This window comes from Marinobacter sp. M3C (genome assembly GCF_023311895.1).
Taxonomy (GTDB): domain Bacteria; phylum Pseudomonadota; class Gammaproteobacteria; order Pseudomonadales; family Oleiphilaceae; genus Marinobacter.
Genome location: NZ_CP092284.1, coordinates 3,035,824 through 3,050,642, shown reverse-complemented (window position 1 = coordinate 3,050,642; position 14,819 = coordinate 3,035,824). Strand labels below are relative to the sequence as shown.

Here is a 14,819-nt window from a genome sequence, read left to right as displayed (position 1 = left end):
TTTCAGATCATAGTGTCGTCGTCAATCGCAGGGCTAGCAGCGTTGATAGTTTTTCTGCGCCGCTTTCTGCGCTCTTTCACCACCGCCGGCATACGCACGGTAATGGTCAACCCCGGCGGCTCTTTGCCGGGGTGAGTGTCCGTCAGCTCGATGCGGGCCTGATGAATTTCCGCAACCGCATTCACCAGGCTAAGGCCGAGCCCGTTACCGGGTAAAGAGCGACTTTTACCCACCCTGTAGAAGCGTTGAAATACCCGGCTTTTCTCTTCGTCTGGCACGCCAATACCGCTGTCTTGCACCGAAAATACCGCCTCGTCGTTTTCTTTGCGCACAACAATGCGAATAGTACCGTGTTGCGGGGTGTACTTAATGGCGTTATCAATTAGATTACTGAACATCTGAAACAGCAAATCCCGGTCGCCTTCAATATTCACACCTTGTTCCAGCTCTTGCTCGAAGTTCTGATCTTTATCTTCGGCTACTGCTTCGTAAAGCTCACAAGCGTCTTCCACCAAAGCATCTATTGCCACAGCCTTTACGTCCCCTGCGTTACCACGGCTTTCCAGACGGGCAATTCGCAGGAGGGCATTGAAGGTAGCCAGCAGTTGATCAGCTTCGGCCACCGCACGGCCAGCCTGTTCACGGGCTTCGTCGTTATCCACAGACATCAGGGTATTTTCGAGTTGATTACGCAAGCGGGTAAGTGGGGTGCGCAAGTCGTGGGCAATGCTGTCGGACACATGACGAATGCCTTCCATCAGATACACTATGCGGTCAAGCATCTGGTTCAGATTTTCCGCCAGCTGGTCAAAATCATCTTCGGTACCGCGGTTAGGAATGCGCAAAGACAGATGGCCGTTCATGATTCGGCGCGACGTGGCGTTAATAATTTCAATGCGGCCAGTCGTGCTGCGACTCATCAAAAAGCCGCCCATCAAGGCCAGAGCCAAGGTAATACCCATACCCCAATTGATGGTGTTTCCGATGACTCTTTTAACTTTGGTCAGCTCTTCGACATCGCGGCCTACCAACAGCAGCAGACCGCCCTGCACTTCAAAAATTCGCGCGCGGGCCAGGCGCTCGTTGCCCATCCAGCCTACTGCTTCATCGAGTTTGAAGTTGATCCAGCCGGTTTCCGAGGGGGTGATTGGCGGCCATTGTTGAATGTTGCCGGCGAGTTTGACATGTTCGTCGGTGGTCAGTAGGTAAATAGACTTTGCGTTGGGTTCGCGGGCCACACGCTCACGGATGATGGTAATCAAGCCGTTCACGCCGCGCCCACGATATTGCTCCGCCAGCCCCGCAATTTCGGCTTCAATAGTGGCATCTGTCTGGGCTGTCATAAAACCGGCCGTACGCCAGTATATGAACGCCAGAAGCAAGAACACCGAGGTGGCAAACACCACCATATACAGCAGTGCCAGTTGGAACGACGACGTTCTGAGCTGGCTAAGCAGTTTCACGCAGCATGTATCCGGCACCGCGAACGGTTTGCAGCAGCGGCGTATCGAACTCTTTGTCGATTTTCGCCCGCAGACGACTTATGTGCACATCAATCACGTTGGTCTGGGGGTCAAAATGATAGTCCCAAACTTTTTCCAGCAGCATGGTACGAGTAACCACCTGACCGGCGTTGCGCATCAGATATTCCAGAAGGCGGAATTCCCGCGGCTGTACGTCGATATTCTGGCCTGCGCGTTTCACCGTGCGTGCCAGCAGATCCATTTCGAGATCGGCCACATGCAGTACAGTCTCGGTTTCTGCTGCCTGGCGATTACGACGAATCAGAGATTCGATACGGGCCAGCAACTCGGTAAACGAGAACGGCTTGGTGAGATAGTCATCGCCGCCGCCACGCAGGCCCTCTACCCGGTCGTCCACATCACCCAGGGCGCTGAGAATCAAAATGGGTACCTGATTGCCTGTGGCGCGAACGGTTTTGATGATGGCTAGGCCATCCATGCCAGGCAACATGCGATCGACAATCATAATGTCGTATTCTTCGCTGGCTGCCATCAGCATGCCTGTTTTGCCGTCGTCCGCGTGATCCACTACAAAGTCAGATTCTCGCAGGCCTTTCACCAGATAACTTGCTACGTCGTGATCGTCTTCTATGACCAGTGCTTTCACCGGTATTCCTCCCGCTGGCCTATGATAGTGCTCCAAGGGTACGAATAACCTGGCCGCTGGGCCAGTTACCATCTTGTAAGAGGCTGTCGCCTATGACGACGCAACACTTACAAAAACGCCACCGGGCGTAAAAGCGGCGGTGGCGTTAATTGGCAGAGCCCCGTTAACACTGCATTTAAGCGGTTAAAGTCAGGCCGCTTCTTGCATGTGCAGACGTATTTTCTTCATCGCATTTTTTTCCAGTTGACGGATGCGTTCGGCAGATACCCCATAACGATCGGCCAACTGGTGCAAAGTCGATTTGGTCTCTGACAGCCAGCGCTCGCGCAGGATATCTTGGCTGCGATCGTCCAGAGTGGACAGAGCCTGCATCAGGCGCCCGTTAGAATCTTCAGTCCAGTCGGAGCGTTCCAGTTGGGTAGCCGGATTGCTGCGGTGATCTTCAAGATAATACGCCGGCGCCTGGTAAGCGCTGTCTTCGTCATCGTTCATCGGGCCGTCAAAAGCCGTATCGTGAGACGACAGGCGGCCTTCCATTTCGCGCACCACGCGAGCTTCCACGCCTAAGTCTGCGGCCACTGCGTTTAGCTCATCGTGGCTCAACCAGGCCAATTTCTTTTTCTGACCGCGCAGATTAAAAAATAGCTTACGTTGGGCTTTGGTGGTCGCCACTTTCACAATGCGCCAGTTGCGCAAAATGAATTCATGAATTTCTGCTTTAATCCAATGCACCGCGAACGACACCAGCCTTACACCGTATTCGGGGTTGAAGCGTTTTACGGCTTTCATCAGACCCACGTTACCTTCCTGCACCAAGTCAGATTGATTCAGACCGTAACCGGAATAACTACGGGCAATGTGAATCACAAAGCGCAGATGCGACAGAATCAACTGCCGAGCAGCGTCTACGTCGCCTTCATAGTAAAGGCGTTCCGACAATGCGCGCTCTTCATCCACTGTTAAAATAGGTATGCGACTCGCAGCCTGAATGTAAGACTCGAGATTAGCGCCCGGAACCAGCTTGTCCATCAGCTGCAAACTTGTGCCCATGTTTTATTCCTCCGAATCTCTACGCTGTAAAAAAAGGCAATGGACCATAAGACCACAAAATGCCCTGAAAGTTCCTGAACGCATCATTAAAACGCGGTAAATATGGGCGTTTACAGACTTTCGGCCGGCCATTCTAGTGGTCTCCGGGCTCCATGTCATCTAAGTGTCTTCGCACCGCCACCCAGGCTCCGAGCCAGCCCAGTGTCATGGCAGTAAATATCAGCACTCCTGCGTTTTCAAAGCCCAACCCACTCAGAACGAAATCACTGTGATATAACGCCGCTAATCTTGCTATCGGTGCGCTTAGCCACCAAAAAGTAATGAATAGCAGCAAACACGCCACTAAACCGCCACCCAAACCAAACCAGGCGCCGGTGTACAGAAAAGGCCGGCGCACAAAGGCGTCAGTGCCACCCACCAGCTTGGCCACCAAAATTTCATCGCGCCGGCTTTCAATGGCCAAGCGCACGGTGTTACCAATAACCAATACGACGGCAACCGCCAACAAGATTGCCAGCGCCAAAGCAGCCCGCGTCAATAAACCGGCCAGGGCATTCAGCCGCTGCAACCAACCCAGGTCCACTTGTACACGCTCCACTGCAGGCAGACCTTGAAGGTACTCCACTAAAGCCTCCACACCGTCGGTACTGCGATAACTCGCCTCCGGCGTAATCAATAGGCTGTGCGGCAGCGGGTTCTCCTGCAGAAAATCCAGTGCGTCGGCAAGCCCGGAGCTGACGCGAAATTCCGCCAGGGCGCGCTCGCGGTCTACCAGCTCTACAAACGCCACCCGACTGTCGGTGTCTATCTGATCAGCCAGCGCATTGGCCTGCGGCAAAGGCGTTTCAAGGCCAAGGTAAACCGTCACCCGCGCGCCATTTTCCCAACCGGCACTGACATTCTGCAAACTGGCCAACAGCAGTAACAACGCCACCGGCAGCGCCAAGGCAACGCCCATAACGGCCCAGGTCATCATGCTGGACACCGGGTTGCGCCACATGCGCGCTATGCTGTCGCGGGCTACTGTGCGGTGGTGGTCCAGATAACTGCCCGCAACCTGCTTCAGCGGCGAGGCGCTTTGGCGGGCGCCGCCGGAGCGCGGTACCGGTGATTTAGCCATGGTTAGCCTCCGTCCGCGGGCGGCCATCAGCCACCAACTGGCCTTGGTCTAGCCTTAGGGTGCGGCGGTTCATGTCGTTAATCAGTGTAATGTCGTGGCTGGCAATCAACACGGTTACGCCCACCTGACTGAACTGGCCAAACAGATTCATAATATCGGCAGACAGCTCCGGGTCGAGGTTACCGGTAGGTTCATCGGCCAGCAGCACCGGTGGTTTATTCACCACCGCCCGAGCAATGCCGACGCGCTGCTGTTCACCACCAGACAACTGCAGGGGGTTCATCTTCTCTTTGCTCAGCAGACCCACTTTGTCCAACGCCGCGCGCACCCGCCGGCCAATGTCACCCGGGGCGACTCCGATGACCTGCAGTGGCATGGCAACGTTGTCAAATACGGTGCGGTCAAACAGCAACTGGTGGTTCTGAAACACCACGCCGATGTGACGGCGAATGTAGGGGATTTGCCGCCGAGGCAGGCTGTTCAACAACTGCCCGCCAACCCATACTTCACCGGCGCTGGGGCGCTCCATCACCATCAGCAGTTTTAGCAAGGTGCTTTTACCGGCCCCGGAATGCCCGGTCAGAAACGCCAGCTCGCCCCGATTAAGAGCAAAGTTTACCTGTCGCAGCGCGGTGTGATCGCTGCCATAGCGTTTCGTGACCTGACGGAACTCGATCATCACAATCCCTGGTGGTTGGCGCTCAAACGTTAGTCAAAAAGAGCGTCGACAAAGGCACGGGCGTCAAAGCTGCGCAGGTCTTCAACCTGCTCCCCCACGCCAATAAAACGAATCGGTAGCTGCAGCTGGCGGGCAATCGCGAACACAATACCGCCTTTGGCCGTGCCGTCGAGTTTGGTCAGAGTGATGCCACTGACGCCCACCGTTTGCTGGAACACCTGGGCCTGGCTCAATGCGTTCTGGCCGGTACCGGCATCCAGCACCAACATGACTTCGTGAGGTGCTGCGGTATCGAGCTTTTTCATCACCCGCACAACTTTTTCCAGCTCGCTCATCAGGTTATCTTTGTTGTGCAGCCGCCCGGCGGTGTCGGCAATGACCACGTCAATGCCGCGGGACTTGGCTGACTGAATAGCATCAAAAATAACAGACGCGCTGTCGGCGCCGGTGTGCTGGGCAATCACCGGGACTTTATTGCGGTCGCCCCAAACCTGCAACTGCTCCACTGCAGCGGCGCGGAATGTATCCCCCGCGGCCAGCAAGACAGATTTGCCTTCGTCTTGAAATTTCTTGGTGAGTTTGCCAATGGTGGTGGTTTTTCCAACCCCGTTCACGCCAACCATAAGAATGACAAAAGGCTTCGCTTGGGCGTCGAGCACAAGCGGCTTACTGACATCTTTTAACAACCCGTGGAGCTGGTCGCGCAGCGCCTGGCGAAGGGCTTCGCCATCTTTGAGCTGGTCGCGCTTAAGCTTTTCAGTCAGCGATTCAATAATTTCGGTGGTTGCGGTTACGCCTACGTCTGCCATTAACAGTGTGGTTTCAATTTCTTCCAGCAGGTCTGCGTCAATCTTCTTGCCCGCCGAGAACATATCCGCCAGGCCGCCGGCAAAGCTAGCGCGGGTTTTGCCCAGACCGCGGCGAATGCGCTCAAGAACGCTAATCTGGGGCTCTGGCTCAACTAACGGTTGCGGTACAACCTCCGGCTTGAACACTGCCGGTTCGGGTACGATGGGCGCCTGTTTAGGCTGGGGCTCAGCCAAGGCGGTGTCGGCCAGCTCGGCGTCAGCCGCAGGCTTTGTTTCAGGCAATGGTTGCGGCGCAGGCGCGGCTTGCGAGTCTGGCTGGCGCAACTCAAATGTACGCGGGCGCGGAATCTTACGCCGGCGGCTGGCCAGATCCAGCACGAATAACAAAACAACCAGGGCCGCAATGCCAATTGAAATCCACTCTGCCGTTATAGTCATACCATTGAATCCAAAAATAAGCGGGACAAATTAGGCCGCTATTCTAACAGACTGCTGCCGGTTAGCGAGGTAGCGCACGCGGTGACGCTTTTGTTTTATCATGGGCCGGCCCAAACACCGCCTTTCAGGACACATGCCATGCCTCAGCGCCGCAAATCACCGCGCCCTTTGCCCAAGCAACACGCCGCCGATGGTCAGCGCCCTAAATCGGCCTCTACAAATGGGGGCGTCCAGGGCGAATTACGCATCATCGGCGGCGACTGGCGCAGCCGCAAGCTGACATTTCCAGACAGCGGAGGCGTGCGGCCAACGCCATCGCGCATCCGCGAAACCCTTTTTAACTGGCTACGTTTCCATCTGGCCGGGGCTCACTGCCTGGATTTGTTTGCAGGTTCCGGTGCGCTCGGGCTAGAGGCGTTATCAAGGGGCGCAGCCCACAGCGTGTTTGTGGACCACACGCCAGAACTGGTCAAAGCGCTCAACAGCAATCTTGCACTTCTTCAGGCCGACAACGCCCGTGTTGTGCGCCAGGATACCGATGCCTTTCTGGCCGGCCCGGGGGAAAGCTTTGACATCGTCTTTATTGACCCGCCCTTCCGTCAGGGCTGGCTGACACGATTGTTGCCTGCGCTGGCAGACAACGGCTGGGTCAAACCCGGTAGCTGGGTTTATTTAGAACACGAAAGTGAACTGACGACTCCAGCGGTGCCCACCGGCTGGCAATTACAGCGGCAAAAGAGCGCTGGGCAGGTATGTTACTGCCTGTTTCGTATAACCGACACAACATCAATTTAAGGTTACCGACACAATTTAAGGTTACCAACACGACACCAGCCTGACGCTGCTTTTTATGACGGAGTGATCACCGTGCCCGAATTGCCTGAAGTTGAAACCACCCGCCGTGGCATAGCCCCCCACCTGGAAGGCCAGACCGTTCGCTCTGTCAGCGTTCGTAATGGTCGATTGCGCTGGCCGGTGCCAGAGGATCTAGCTATGCGATTGGAAGGGGAAGTGATACGCAGCGTGGAGCGACGCGCCAAATACCTGTTTCTGAATCTCGACAGCGGCAGCGTTATTGTGCACTTGGGTATGTCTGGCAGCTTGCGAATCATTACTGACGACAGCGCCGCGTTAACCCATGATCACGTAGAGCTGATGCTGCATTCGGGTGTACGCCTGAGATACAACGACCCACGCCGTTTCGGCTGCTGGCTGTGGTCCTCAAATCCCAGCACTCATCCGCTGATCGCTAGCCTGGGGCCAGAGCCGCTGGCACCCGAATTCAACGGCGCCTATTTATTTCGCCGTTCCCGGGGCAAAAGCACCGCGGTCAAATCCTTCATTATGGACGGCCATGTGGTGGTGGGCGTGGGCAATATTTACGCCAACGAAGCCCTGTTCAAAGCTGGCATTCACCCGCGGAGGCAAGCCGGACGCATCAGCCTTAGCCGCTACCACCGATTGGTCGAGGTGATTCAGGAAACCCTGATGGCTGCTATCCTGATGGGTGGCACCACCTTGCGGGACTTTGTTAACAGCGATGGCCAGCCCGGCTATTTCGCACAGTCGCTGCTGGTGTACGGCCGCGGAGGCAAGCCCTGTTCCGAATGTCAGGCTACGCTGCGGGAAATCCGCATGAATCAGCGGGCGACGGTATACTGCACCCGTTGCCAGCGCTGAGGCCGTGTTCAATCTGCCAAAATCGTTTGAAAAAGCTCAAATATGCTTCATAGTTAACAGTGCTACAGGCCAGCGCTGCTAAACTAAACATTAGCAATACACCCATCGTTGCGGCCGCTATTCAATTAAGCAGCCACACAAAACAGCCGATCATAGCTCTTGTAACTCGTCAGGGCTTATTTCGCTCAGGAGACATCGAATGACCCGCAAGCTGACCCAAATTTTGACGACTGTTTTGAAGACTATGATGGTCGCCAGCCTGCTCTCGTTTTCCGCCATCGGCCACGCCAACACGTTAGATGAAAGCCCATCTGCGCTGGCTATGACGACCGATGCACTGATTGTGCGTCCTTTGCTGTTGGCGACGACCATTGTGGGCAGCGCGGTGTACTTGGTGTCACTGCCATTTTCACTGCTGGGTGGCAACACCGCTGAAGCCGGTGAAGTATTGGTAGCAGGGCCGGCCAGAGCCACATTTATGCGCTGCTTGGGCTGCACCCGCAGCGGGAGCAAGCACGATACCGTTGAGCAACCCGCGAACTGATTCAGCCCGCTTCAACGGCTCTGGGTCAGCACAAGCCTGGGTTGTCAGGCGCAATCAATTGAGGCAGCCTGTGAGAAATTTCACGGGCTCTATTTGTTTATGGTGAACTGGTCAACTCTCGATACGGTGTTTCTGGATATGGACGGAACACTGTTGGACCTGCATTTCGACAACCATTTTTGGCTGGAACATCTGCCGCTGCGCTACGCACAAAAAAACAATCTGCAACCTCAGGTAGCCAAACAACAGCTGATGGCTTTGATTATGGCCCAGCGTGGTTCGCTGAACTGGTACTGCACCGATTACTGGAGCGACCAGCTGTCCATGGACATCAATGGACTGAAAGCCGAGGTGGGTGAGCGTGTGGGCTATCGGCCCCATGTGCGGGCGTTTCTATCCAGCCTACGCGAACGCGGTTTGTATACGGTGATTGCCACCAATTGCCACCCGGACCCCCTGGCCATGAAACTTGAGCGTACCGGCCTGGACACCCTTGTTGACGACATCGTATCTAGTCATCAGCTTGGCAAACCCAAGGAAGACCCTGCTTTTTGGCAAGCACTGCACCGCGTGACCCCCTACGATCGCAGTCGCACCCTGATGATAGACGACAGTTTTGCCGTGCTTGAAAGCGCAGCCAAAGCCGGTATCGCACAACTGCTGGCGGTACTGGCACCAGACAGCCAGCAGCCTGCTAATAGCGCTCACCCGCAAATCACCGGCATTCATGACTTCGATGAAGTACTGCCACAACTGCAGAAGCAGCGGCCCCTGCCATCTGCGGGATGACACCGCTATAATCAACTCGCGCAGCAAAAGGTGAGATGACATGGCTACACCCAACAAAAAAGACGATGACAGCGTCAGGCTGGACAAGTGGCTATGGGCGGCGCGCTTTTTTAAAACCCGCGCCCTGGCCAAAACCGCGGTGGAAGGCGGCAAAGTGCGTTACAACACCCAGCGTTGCAAACCCGGCAAACTGATGGAAGCCGGGGCGGAACTGTCGATACGGCTAGGCTTGCAGGAAAAAATTGTGGTGGTAGACGATATCAGTGACCACCGCCGTGGGGCAGCGGAAGCAGCCCTGCTTTATCACGAAACCGAAGACAGCGTGAAAAAGCGCGAAGACCTGACCTTGCAACGCAAGAGCCTGCAAGCCTCACAGCTTCCGCCGGCACGGCGCCCGTCGAAAAAAGACCGCCGCGACATCGACCGGTTTCGCGAACACAACGGGATATAGAAGGCAGCTCGAAAAGGCAGCCCGCAGACCCCAAACAGCTTTATTTCACGTTTTTTCAGGAGACACACAATGGCGTCCGGCGATCAGTTCCAGCGCTTTATATTTGAAGACAGCCAGATCCGCGGGGCCTGGGTACAGCTGGATGAAAGTTATCAACAAATCGGTCGCCAGGCCCCCTACCCAGAATCTGTGCGCCAGTTACTCGGCCAGTCACTCGTGGCCAGCGTGTTAATGAGCAGCACACTGAAGTTCAACGGTGCGCTGTCATTACAGGCCCAAGGTGATGGCCCTGTGCAAACGCTAATGTCGGAATGCAGCCACGACCGCTTCATACGCGGAGTAGCGCGGTTTGACGATCAGGCCATCGGCGACGGTGATTTCCAACAGTTGCTGGGCGACGGCCGCATGGCCATTACCATCACGCCGGACCAGGGCCAGCGATACCAAGGTGTTGTACCCCGCGAACGTGACAGCCTGGCAGGCTGCCTGGAAGAATACTTTGAGCGCTCTGAACAAATCGCCACATCGCTGCTGCTGTTTGCCAGCGAAGACAAAGCCGGTGGCCTTCTGTTGCAGCGCCTTCCCGGTCACACCCAGGAAGATGACGAACTTTGGGAGCGCATCAATCACCTGGCGCGCACCGTGGAAGCCAGCGAAATGCTCGAACTGGACAGCGAGACACTACTTCACCGCCTGTTCAACGAGGAAACCGTGCGGATATTTGACGCGGAACCAGTGGCCTTCCGCTGCAGCTGTTCCCGTGAGCGCACAATGAGCGCGCTGGAAGCGGTTGGGAGCGAGGAATGCTATAGCATTCTGGAAGACCAGGGTTCCATTGAAATGGACTGCCAGTTCTGCCATGCCCACTACCGTTTTGACCGTATCGACATAGACCAATTATTTACCGGCCACACCCTGCACTGAGCCGGTGTTGACCGATAACTACAGCGGCCGCAAAAAGGCACCCAGCAGACCTTGATGGCAGTCGTTTTTTATTGCCGCGTCTGGCATAATGGCCGGCCTAGATTGACTCGATTGTTCAGTTTTCCACCGCTTCCGGTGTGGCCCTGGCAATCACCAAGACACCCGAGGGCGAGATCGCAGTGAGCAAATCTTATCAAGAGCTAGGAACAGCACAGCTGGTTGAACAAGCACTGGCGCGTAATGAAGGCCAACTGGCTGCAAATGGCTCGCTGGTGGTTAAAACCGGGGTACGCACAGGCCGGTCTCCTATGGACCGCTATATCGTGCAAGAGCCCAGCACCGCTGATGATATTCACTGGGGCCCAATCAACCGCCCGTTCGACGCCGACAAGTTCGACGCCCTGTGGGAAAGGGTCGAAGCTTACGTCGCCGAGCACGATTCTTTCGTGTCTCTTGTGCACGTTGGCTCCGATCCGGAACACTACCTGCCCATCAAGATGACCACCGAGCTGGCTTGGCAAAATCTGTTTGGTCGCAACCTGTTTATTCGTCCGAACACGTATAACCCGGCTGACAAACAGGAATGGCAAGTTCTTAACATTGCCAATTTTGAGTGCGTGCCCGAGCGTGATGGCACCAACAGCGAGGGCGCTGTTATTATCAACTTTGCCCGCCGTAAAGTTCTGTTGGCTGGCATGCGCTACGCCGGCGAAATGAAAAAAGCCATGTTCTCGGTGCAGAACTTCCTGCTACCAGAGAAAGACGTACTGCCCATGCACTGCTCTGCCAACGTGGGCGACGACGGCGAAACCTGCCTGTTCTTTGGCCTGTCCGGCACCGGCAAAACCACCTTGTCGGCAGACCCGGAGCGCTATCTGATTGGCGACGACGAGCACGGCTGGGGCCCCGGCACCGTATTTAATATTGAAGGCGGCTGCTACGCCAAGTGTATTGATCTGAGCAAGAAGAACGAACCCATTATCTGGGACGCGATCCGTTTCGGCGCCATCATTGAGAACGTGATGATTGACGAAGAAACGCGCGAGCCGGATTACACCGACGTGTCGCTGACTGAAAACTCTCGCTGCGCCTACCCGCTTGAGCACATCGAAAAACGCGTAGCAGAAAACCTGGCCGGCGAGCCGTCGCACATTGTCTTTCTGACCTGCGACATGACCGGTGTTCTGCCCCCGGTATCAATCCTCAGCAAAGAAGCGGCGGCCTATCACTTTCTTAGCGGCTATACCGCTCTGGTGGGCTCAACCGAGATGGGCTCTTCATCAAAACTGAAGTCCACCTTTTCTACGTGTTTTGGTGCACCCTTCTTCCCGCGTCCGGCCGGTGTTTATGCCGAGTTGCTGATGAAGCGAATGGACGAATTCGGCAGCAAGGTGTTCCTGGTAAATACCGGGTGGACCGGCGGCTCCTTCGGCGAAGGCAAGCGTTTCAGTATTCCCACCACGCGCGCGCTGATCAGCGCCATTCAAAACGGCGATCTGGACGATGTTGAAACCGAGCACTTGCCAACACTGAACCTGAGCGTGCCAACCCGCGTGTTGGGCGTTGACAGCAAATTGCTAAACCCGCGCAACACCTGGGCCAGCACCGAAACCTACGACGCTAAAGCCGCCGAGCTGATCGGCCAGTTTGTGGAAAACTTCAAAAAGTTTGACGTGTCAGACGCCATCGTTGCGGCCGGCCCAAAGCAGTAAAGCCAAGCTGACAAAAAAGCGCCTTGCGGGTGACGCAAGGCGCTTTTTTATGGTCTTTCAAACGCCTACATTCGCCGCCGGCCCCTTAAAACACCGGCGATCACCAACCCTTTAAGGCAACAGTGACGGCCAGGCCTTGTGGCCGGCAACCAGGGTGTAATGCATCACACCCCGCATTGAGCGCTCCAGTACCGGTCCGTTGCCACCGGCAGACACCAGAGTGCCGGGGCCAGGGCGCCAGGGCTGGTCGGGGTTAAAAATACACAGATCTGCCACCGCACCGGCGCTCAGGCCTGCGTTGCTTGCCACACTCTGGCCCAGCACGGCAGCAGGGCCGGCAGTCAGCGCGCGCAGCAATTGCGGCAGGCTCAGCTCGTTAGCAGCTACCCGCTCCAGGCCAAGCGACAATACAACTTCAATACTCGATAACCCCGGCTCGCTGGCGGCCAGAGGCGCCTGCTTGGCAGCGCTTTCATGGGGTTGATGCTGACTAACAATGGCGTCAATAACACCATCGCGAACACCCGCCACCAGGGCCTGCCGATCGCGCTCCGAGCGCAGTGGCGGGCGCACGTGAAAACGACTGTCAAATCCACTCAGCGCGTCTTCGGTAAAAGCCAGCTGGTGCATGGCCACGTCAGCGGTGACCTGAATTCCCCGTTGGCGCGCTTCCGCCAGCATGTCCACGCTGCGAGCGCACGACAGCTGGCTAAGGTGCAAGCGCACACCGGTTTCCTGTGCCAGTAGGATCATTTCCATGACCGCGGTGGTCTCCGCCACTTCCGGAATCCCCAGCAGACCAAGGCGCGTGGTCACCAGGCCATCGTGGGCGTAACCATCGGCGGCCAGCGCCTGATTTTCCGGACTGAACATCAGCGTTAACCCGAAGGTCTGGGCGTAAGACATGCAACGCCGTAGAACCCGTGCGTTACGCAAGCCCCGTGAGGCGTTGCCAAGGGCAACACAACCTGCCTTCTGCAAACCGGCCATGTCACTGAGCAGCTCGCCTTCCAGGCCACGGGTAACCGCGCCTATGGGCAGCACTCGGACCAACGCACGGCTGGCGGCAATATCACGGATCAGGTTGGTTACAGCGCCAGAATCGTTTACCGGCGAGGTGTCGGGTGCGGCGCACACGCTGGTAAAGCCACCGTGGGCAGCGGCCCGTGTTTCGGAGGCCATATTGCCTTTTTGGCCATTGCCCGGTTCGCGCAGGTTACAGCACAAATCCAGAAACCCCGGGCTGACAATACAATGTTCCGCCACCAAGGTTTCATCGGCTGCTTGCGCCAGGGCGGCGGGACCAAGGGCCGCAATACGGCCATTTTTTATCAGCAAACCGGGGTTGGCCTCCAGCGCACCGGCGCTGGAGGCCGTGGCGCCAATGTACAACTGGCCACCAATGATTTTCACGCTGCCGGCAGAGGGGCGGGAAGACAATTTCATGAGCGCACCTCTTGCTTGGCAATGTCGTTCAAAGCTTGCTGACGCTCAGCCAGTTGGCCACCCATGGCCATGGACATCACCGCCATACGAATGGCGATGCCGTTGGTGACCTGATTCAGGATGACCGACTGCGGCCCGTCGGCCACCGCCGATTCAATTTCCACGCCGCGGTTAATCGGCCCTGGGTGCATCACAATACAATCCGGTTTGGCCAGCGCCAGTTTGGCCCGATCAAGACCGTAAAGGCGGTAAAACTCACCTTCACTGGGCAGAAGCGCGCCTTCCATCCTTTCTTTTTGCAGGCGCAGCATGATCACCACGTCGAGATCTTTCATGCCGCGCAGCATGTCGTACTCTACGGTGCAACCCAGCGCTTCCACATCCCGCGGCAACAGCGTGCCCGGTGCAATCACCCGCACCTCGGCCACACCCAGCTCGTTAAGAGCACGAATCTGCGAGCGCGCCACACGCGAATGCAATACATCACCCACAATAGCTACTTTCAGACCGGCAAACGTTTTTTTATGCTGCCGAATAGTGAGCATGTCCAGCATGGCCTGGGTGGGATGGGCATGGCGCCCGTCACCGGCGTTAATGATGGCCACTTTGGGCGTCACGCTTTCGGCAATAAAGTGCGGTGCACCGCTTTGGGCGTGACGCACCACAAACATGTCGCTGGCCATGGCCTCCAGGTTGTACAGGGTGTCCGCCAGTGATTCGCCTTTAGAGGTCGCCGAGGTACTGATATCAAGATTCAGTACGTCTGCAGACAGGCGTTTAGCCGCCAATTCGAAGGTGCTGCGGGTGCGGGTGCTGGATTCGAAAAACAGGTTTACTACAGTACGCCCGCGCAGCAACGGAACCTTTTTAATGGTGCGCTCGCCCACCTCTATAAAAGAGTCCGCCGTATCGAGGATGTCGGTCAGTAACTCGCGGCCAAGGCCGTCCAGAGTCAGAAAATGCCGCAACTGACCTTCCCGGGTCAGCTGCAAATGATGGGGGCCGGTAGCGATCGCGGTCATGGGTTGCCTGTATAAACAAAGGTGG

Annotated in this window: 15 protein-coding genes; 7 read left to right on the top strand and 8 right to left on the bottom strand. The window is 56.4% G+C overall.

Annotated features, from left to right (window positions below):
• Positions 1–2 precede the first annotated feature (2 nt).
• From MIH18_RS14300 to ftsY, 6 genes are all read right to left on the bottom strand, one after another.
• Complete coding sequence (locus MIH18_RS14300; protein ID WP_249012699.1) at positions 3–1,463, bottom strand: HAMP domain-containing sensor histidine kinase; 1,461 nt, start codon at positions 1,461–1,463, stop codon at positions 3–5.
• Positions 1,450–2,130, bottom strand: coding sequence for a response regulator transcription factor (locus MIH18_RS14295; protein ID WP_249006656.1), 681 nt, complete (start codon positions 2,128–2,130; stop codon positions 1,450–1,452). The genes MIH18_RS14300 and MIH18_RS14295 overlap by 14 nt, the downstream gene beginning before the upstream one ends.
• Before the next feature lie 189 nt (positions 2,131–2,319).
• The gene (gene rpoH / locus MIH18_RS14290) at positions 2,320–3,180 is read right to left on the bottom strand and encodes an RNA polymerase sigma factor RpoH (RefSeq protein ID WP_014872932.1); all 861 of its coding nucleotides are present in this window, start codon (positions 3,178–3,180) and stop codon (positions 2,320–2,322) included.
• Positions 3,181–3,313: 133 nt separating this feature from the next.
• The gene (gene ftsX, locus MIH18_RS14285) at positions 3,314–4,300 is read right to left on the bottom strand and encodes a permease-like cell division protein FtsX (protein WP_249012698.1); all 987 of its coding nucleotides are present in this window, start codon (positions 4,298–4,300) and stop codon (positions 3,314–3,316) included.
• Positions 4,293–4,979 carry a cell division ATP-binding protein FtsE gene (gene ftsE / locus MIH18_RS14280; RefSeq protein ID WP_249012697.1) on the bottom strand — a complete coding sequence of 229 codons (687 nt, stop codon included), beginning with the start codon at positions 4,977–4,979 and terminating at the stop codon, positions 4,293–4,295. The genes ftsX and ftsE overlap by 8 nt, the downstream gene beginning before the upstream one ends.
• Positions 4,980–5,008: 29 nt before the next feature.
• Complete coding sequence (gene ftsY, locus MIH18_RS14275) at positions 5,009–6,226, bottom strand: signal recognition particle-docking protein FtsY (RefSeq protein ID WP_249012696.1); 1,218 nt, start codon at positions 6,224–6,226, stop codon at positions 5,009–5,011.
• 138 nt (positions 6,227–6,364) lie between these two features.
• Here ftsY and rsmD point away from each other — a divergent pair, with 138 nt between their 5' ends.
• The 7 genes from rsmD (at position 6,365) to MIH18_RS14240 (ending at position 12,326) form a co-directional block, all read left to right on the top strand.
• Positions 6,365–7,021 carry a 16S rRNA (guanine(966)-N(2))-methyltransferase RsmD gene (gene rsmD / locus MIH18_RS14270; RefSeq protein WP_249012695.1) on the top strand — a complete coding sequence of 219 codons (657 nt, stop codon included), beginning with the start codon at positions 6,365–6,367 and terminating at the stop codon, positions 7,019–7,021.
• 72 nt (positions 7,022–7,093) lie between these two features.
• A complete protein-coding gene (gene mutM / locus MIH18_RS14265; RefSeq protein ID WP_249006661.1) occupies positions 7,094–7,906 on the top strand; it encodes a bifunctional DNA-formamidopyrimidine glycosylase/DNA-(apurinic or apyrimidinic site) lyase in 813 nt (270 codons plus the stop codon).
• A 199-nt stretch (positions 7,907–8,105) separates the two neighbouring features.
• Positions 8,106–8,450: a hypothetical protein gene (locus tag MIH18_RS14260; RefSeq protein WP_249006662.1), complete on the top strand. Its 345-nt coding sequence runs from the start codon at positions 8,106–8,108 to the stop codon at positions 8,448–8,450.
• 99 nt (positions 8,451–8,549) lie between these two features.
• The gene (gene yrfG, locus MIH18_RS14255; RefSeq protein WP_249012694.1) at positions 8,550–9,239 is read left to right on the top strand and encodes a GMP/IMP nucleotidase; all 690 of its coding nucleotides are present in this window, start codon (positions 8,550–8,552) and stop codon (positions 9,237–9,239) included.
• 40 nt (positions 9,240–9,279) lie between these two features.
• Positions 9,280–9,690, top strand: a complete 411-nt coding sequence (hslR, locus tag MIH18_RS14250; RefSeq protein ID WP_249012693.1) for a ribosome-associated heat shock protein Hsp15 — start codon at positions 9,280–9,282, stop codon at positions 9,688–9,690.
• Between the two features lie 69 nt (positions 9,691–9,759).
• Positions 9,760–10,614 carry an Hsp33 family molecular chaperone HslO gene (hslO, locus tag MIH18_RS14245; RefSeq protein ID WP_249006665.1) on the top strand — a complete coding sequence of 285 codons (855 nt, stop codon included), beginning with the start codon at positions 9,760–9,762 and terminating at the stop codon, positions 10,612–10,614.
• Positions 10,615–10,793: 179 nt separating this feature from the next.
• Positions 10,794–12,326, top strand: a complete 1,533-nt coding sequence (locus tag MIH18_RS14240) for a phosphoenolpyruvate carboxykinase (RefSeq protein ID WP_249012692.1) — start codon at positions 10,794–10,796, stop codon at positions 12,324–12,326.
• Positions 12,327–12,437: 111 nt separating this feature from the next.
• Here MIH18_RS14240 and MIH18_RS14235 read toward each other — a convergent pair whose 3' ends face one another.
• Entirely contained in the window at positions 12,438–13,772 is a 1,335-nt protein-coding gene (locus tag MIH18_RS14235; RefSeq protein ID WP_249012691.1) for a dihydroorotase, read from the bottom strand.
• Positions 13,769–14,794 carry an aspartate carbamoyltransferase catalytic subunit gene (locus MIH18_RS14230; RefSeq protein WP_249006668.1) on the bottom strand — a complete coding sequence of 342 codons (1,026 nt, stop codon included), beginning with the start codon at positions 14,792–14,794 and terminating at the stop codon, positions 13,769–13,771. Before MIH18_RS14230 ends, MIH18_RS14235 begins: the two co-directional genes overlap by 4 nt.
• Positions 14,795–14,819: the final 25 nt, after the last annotated feature.

Bases quoted from the DNA above. Each gene is read 5' to 3' on its own strand.
- rpoH (WP_014872932.1), bottom strand. From the start codon at position 3,180: ATGGGCACAAGTTTGCAGCTGATGGACAAGCTGGTTCCGGGCGCTAAT.
- ftsX (WP_249012698.1), bottom strand. From the start codon at position 4,300: ATGGCTAAATCACCGGTACCGCGCTCCGGCGGCGCCCGCCAAAGCGCC.
- ftsE (WP_249012697.1), bottom strand. From the start codon at position 4,979: ATGATCGAGTTCCGTCAGGTCACGAAACGCTATGGCAGCGATCACACC.
- ftsY (WP_249012696.1), bottom strand. From the start codon at position 6,226: ATGACTATAACGGCAGAGTGGATTTCAATTGGCATTGCGGCCCTGGTT.
- rsmD (WP_249012695.1), top strand. From the start codon at position 6,365: ATGCCTCAGCGCCGCAAATCACCGCGCCCTTTGCCCAAGCAACACGCC.
- MIH18_RS14260 (WP_249006662.1), top strand. From the start codon at position 8,106: ATGACCCGCAAGCTGACCCAAATTTTGACGACTGTTTTGAAGACTATG.
- yrfG (WP_249012694.1), top strand. From the start codon at position 8,550: ATGGTGAACTGGTCAACTCTCGATACGGTGTTTCTGGATATGGACGGA.
- hslR (WP_249012693.1), top strand. From the start codon at position 9,280: ATGGCTACACCCAACAAAAAAGACGATGACAGCGTCAGGCTGGACAAG.
- hslO (WP_249006665.1), top strand. From the start codon at position 9,760: ATGGCGTCCGGCGATCAGTTCCAGCGCTTTATATTTGAAGACAGCCAG.
- MIH18_RS14235 (WP_249012691.1), bottom strand. From the start codon at position 13,772: ATGAAATTGTCTTCCCGCCCCTCTGCCGGCAGCGTGAAAATCATTGGT.
- MIH18_RS14230 (WP_249006668.1), bottom strand. From the start codon at position 14,794: ATGACCGCGATCGCTACCGGCCCCCATCATTTGCAGCTGACCCGGGAA.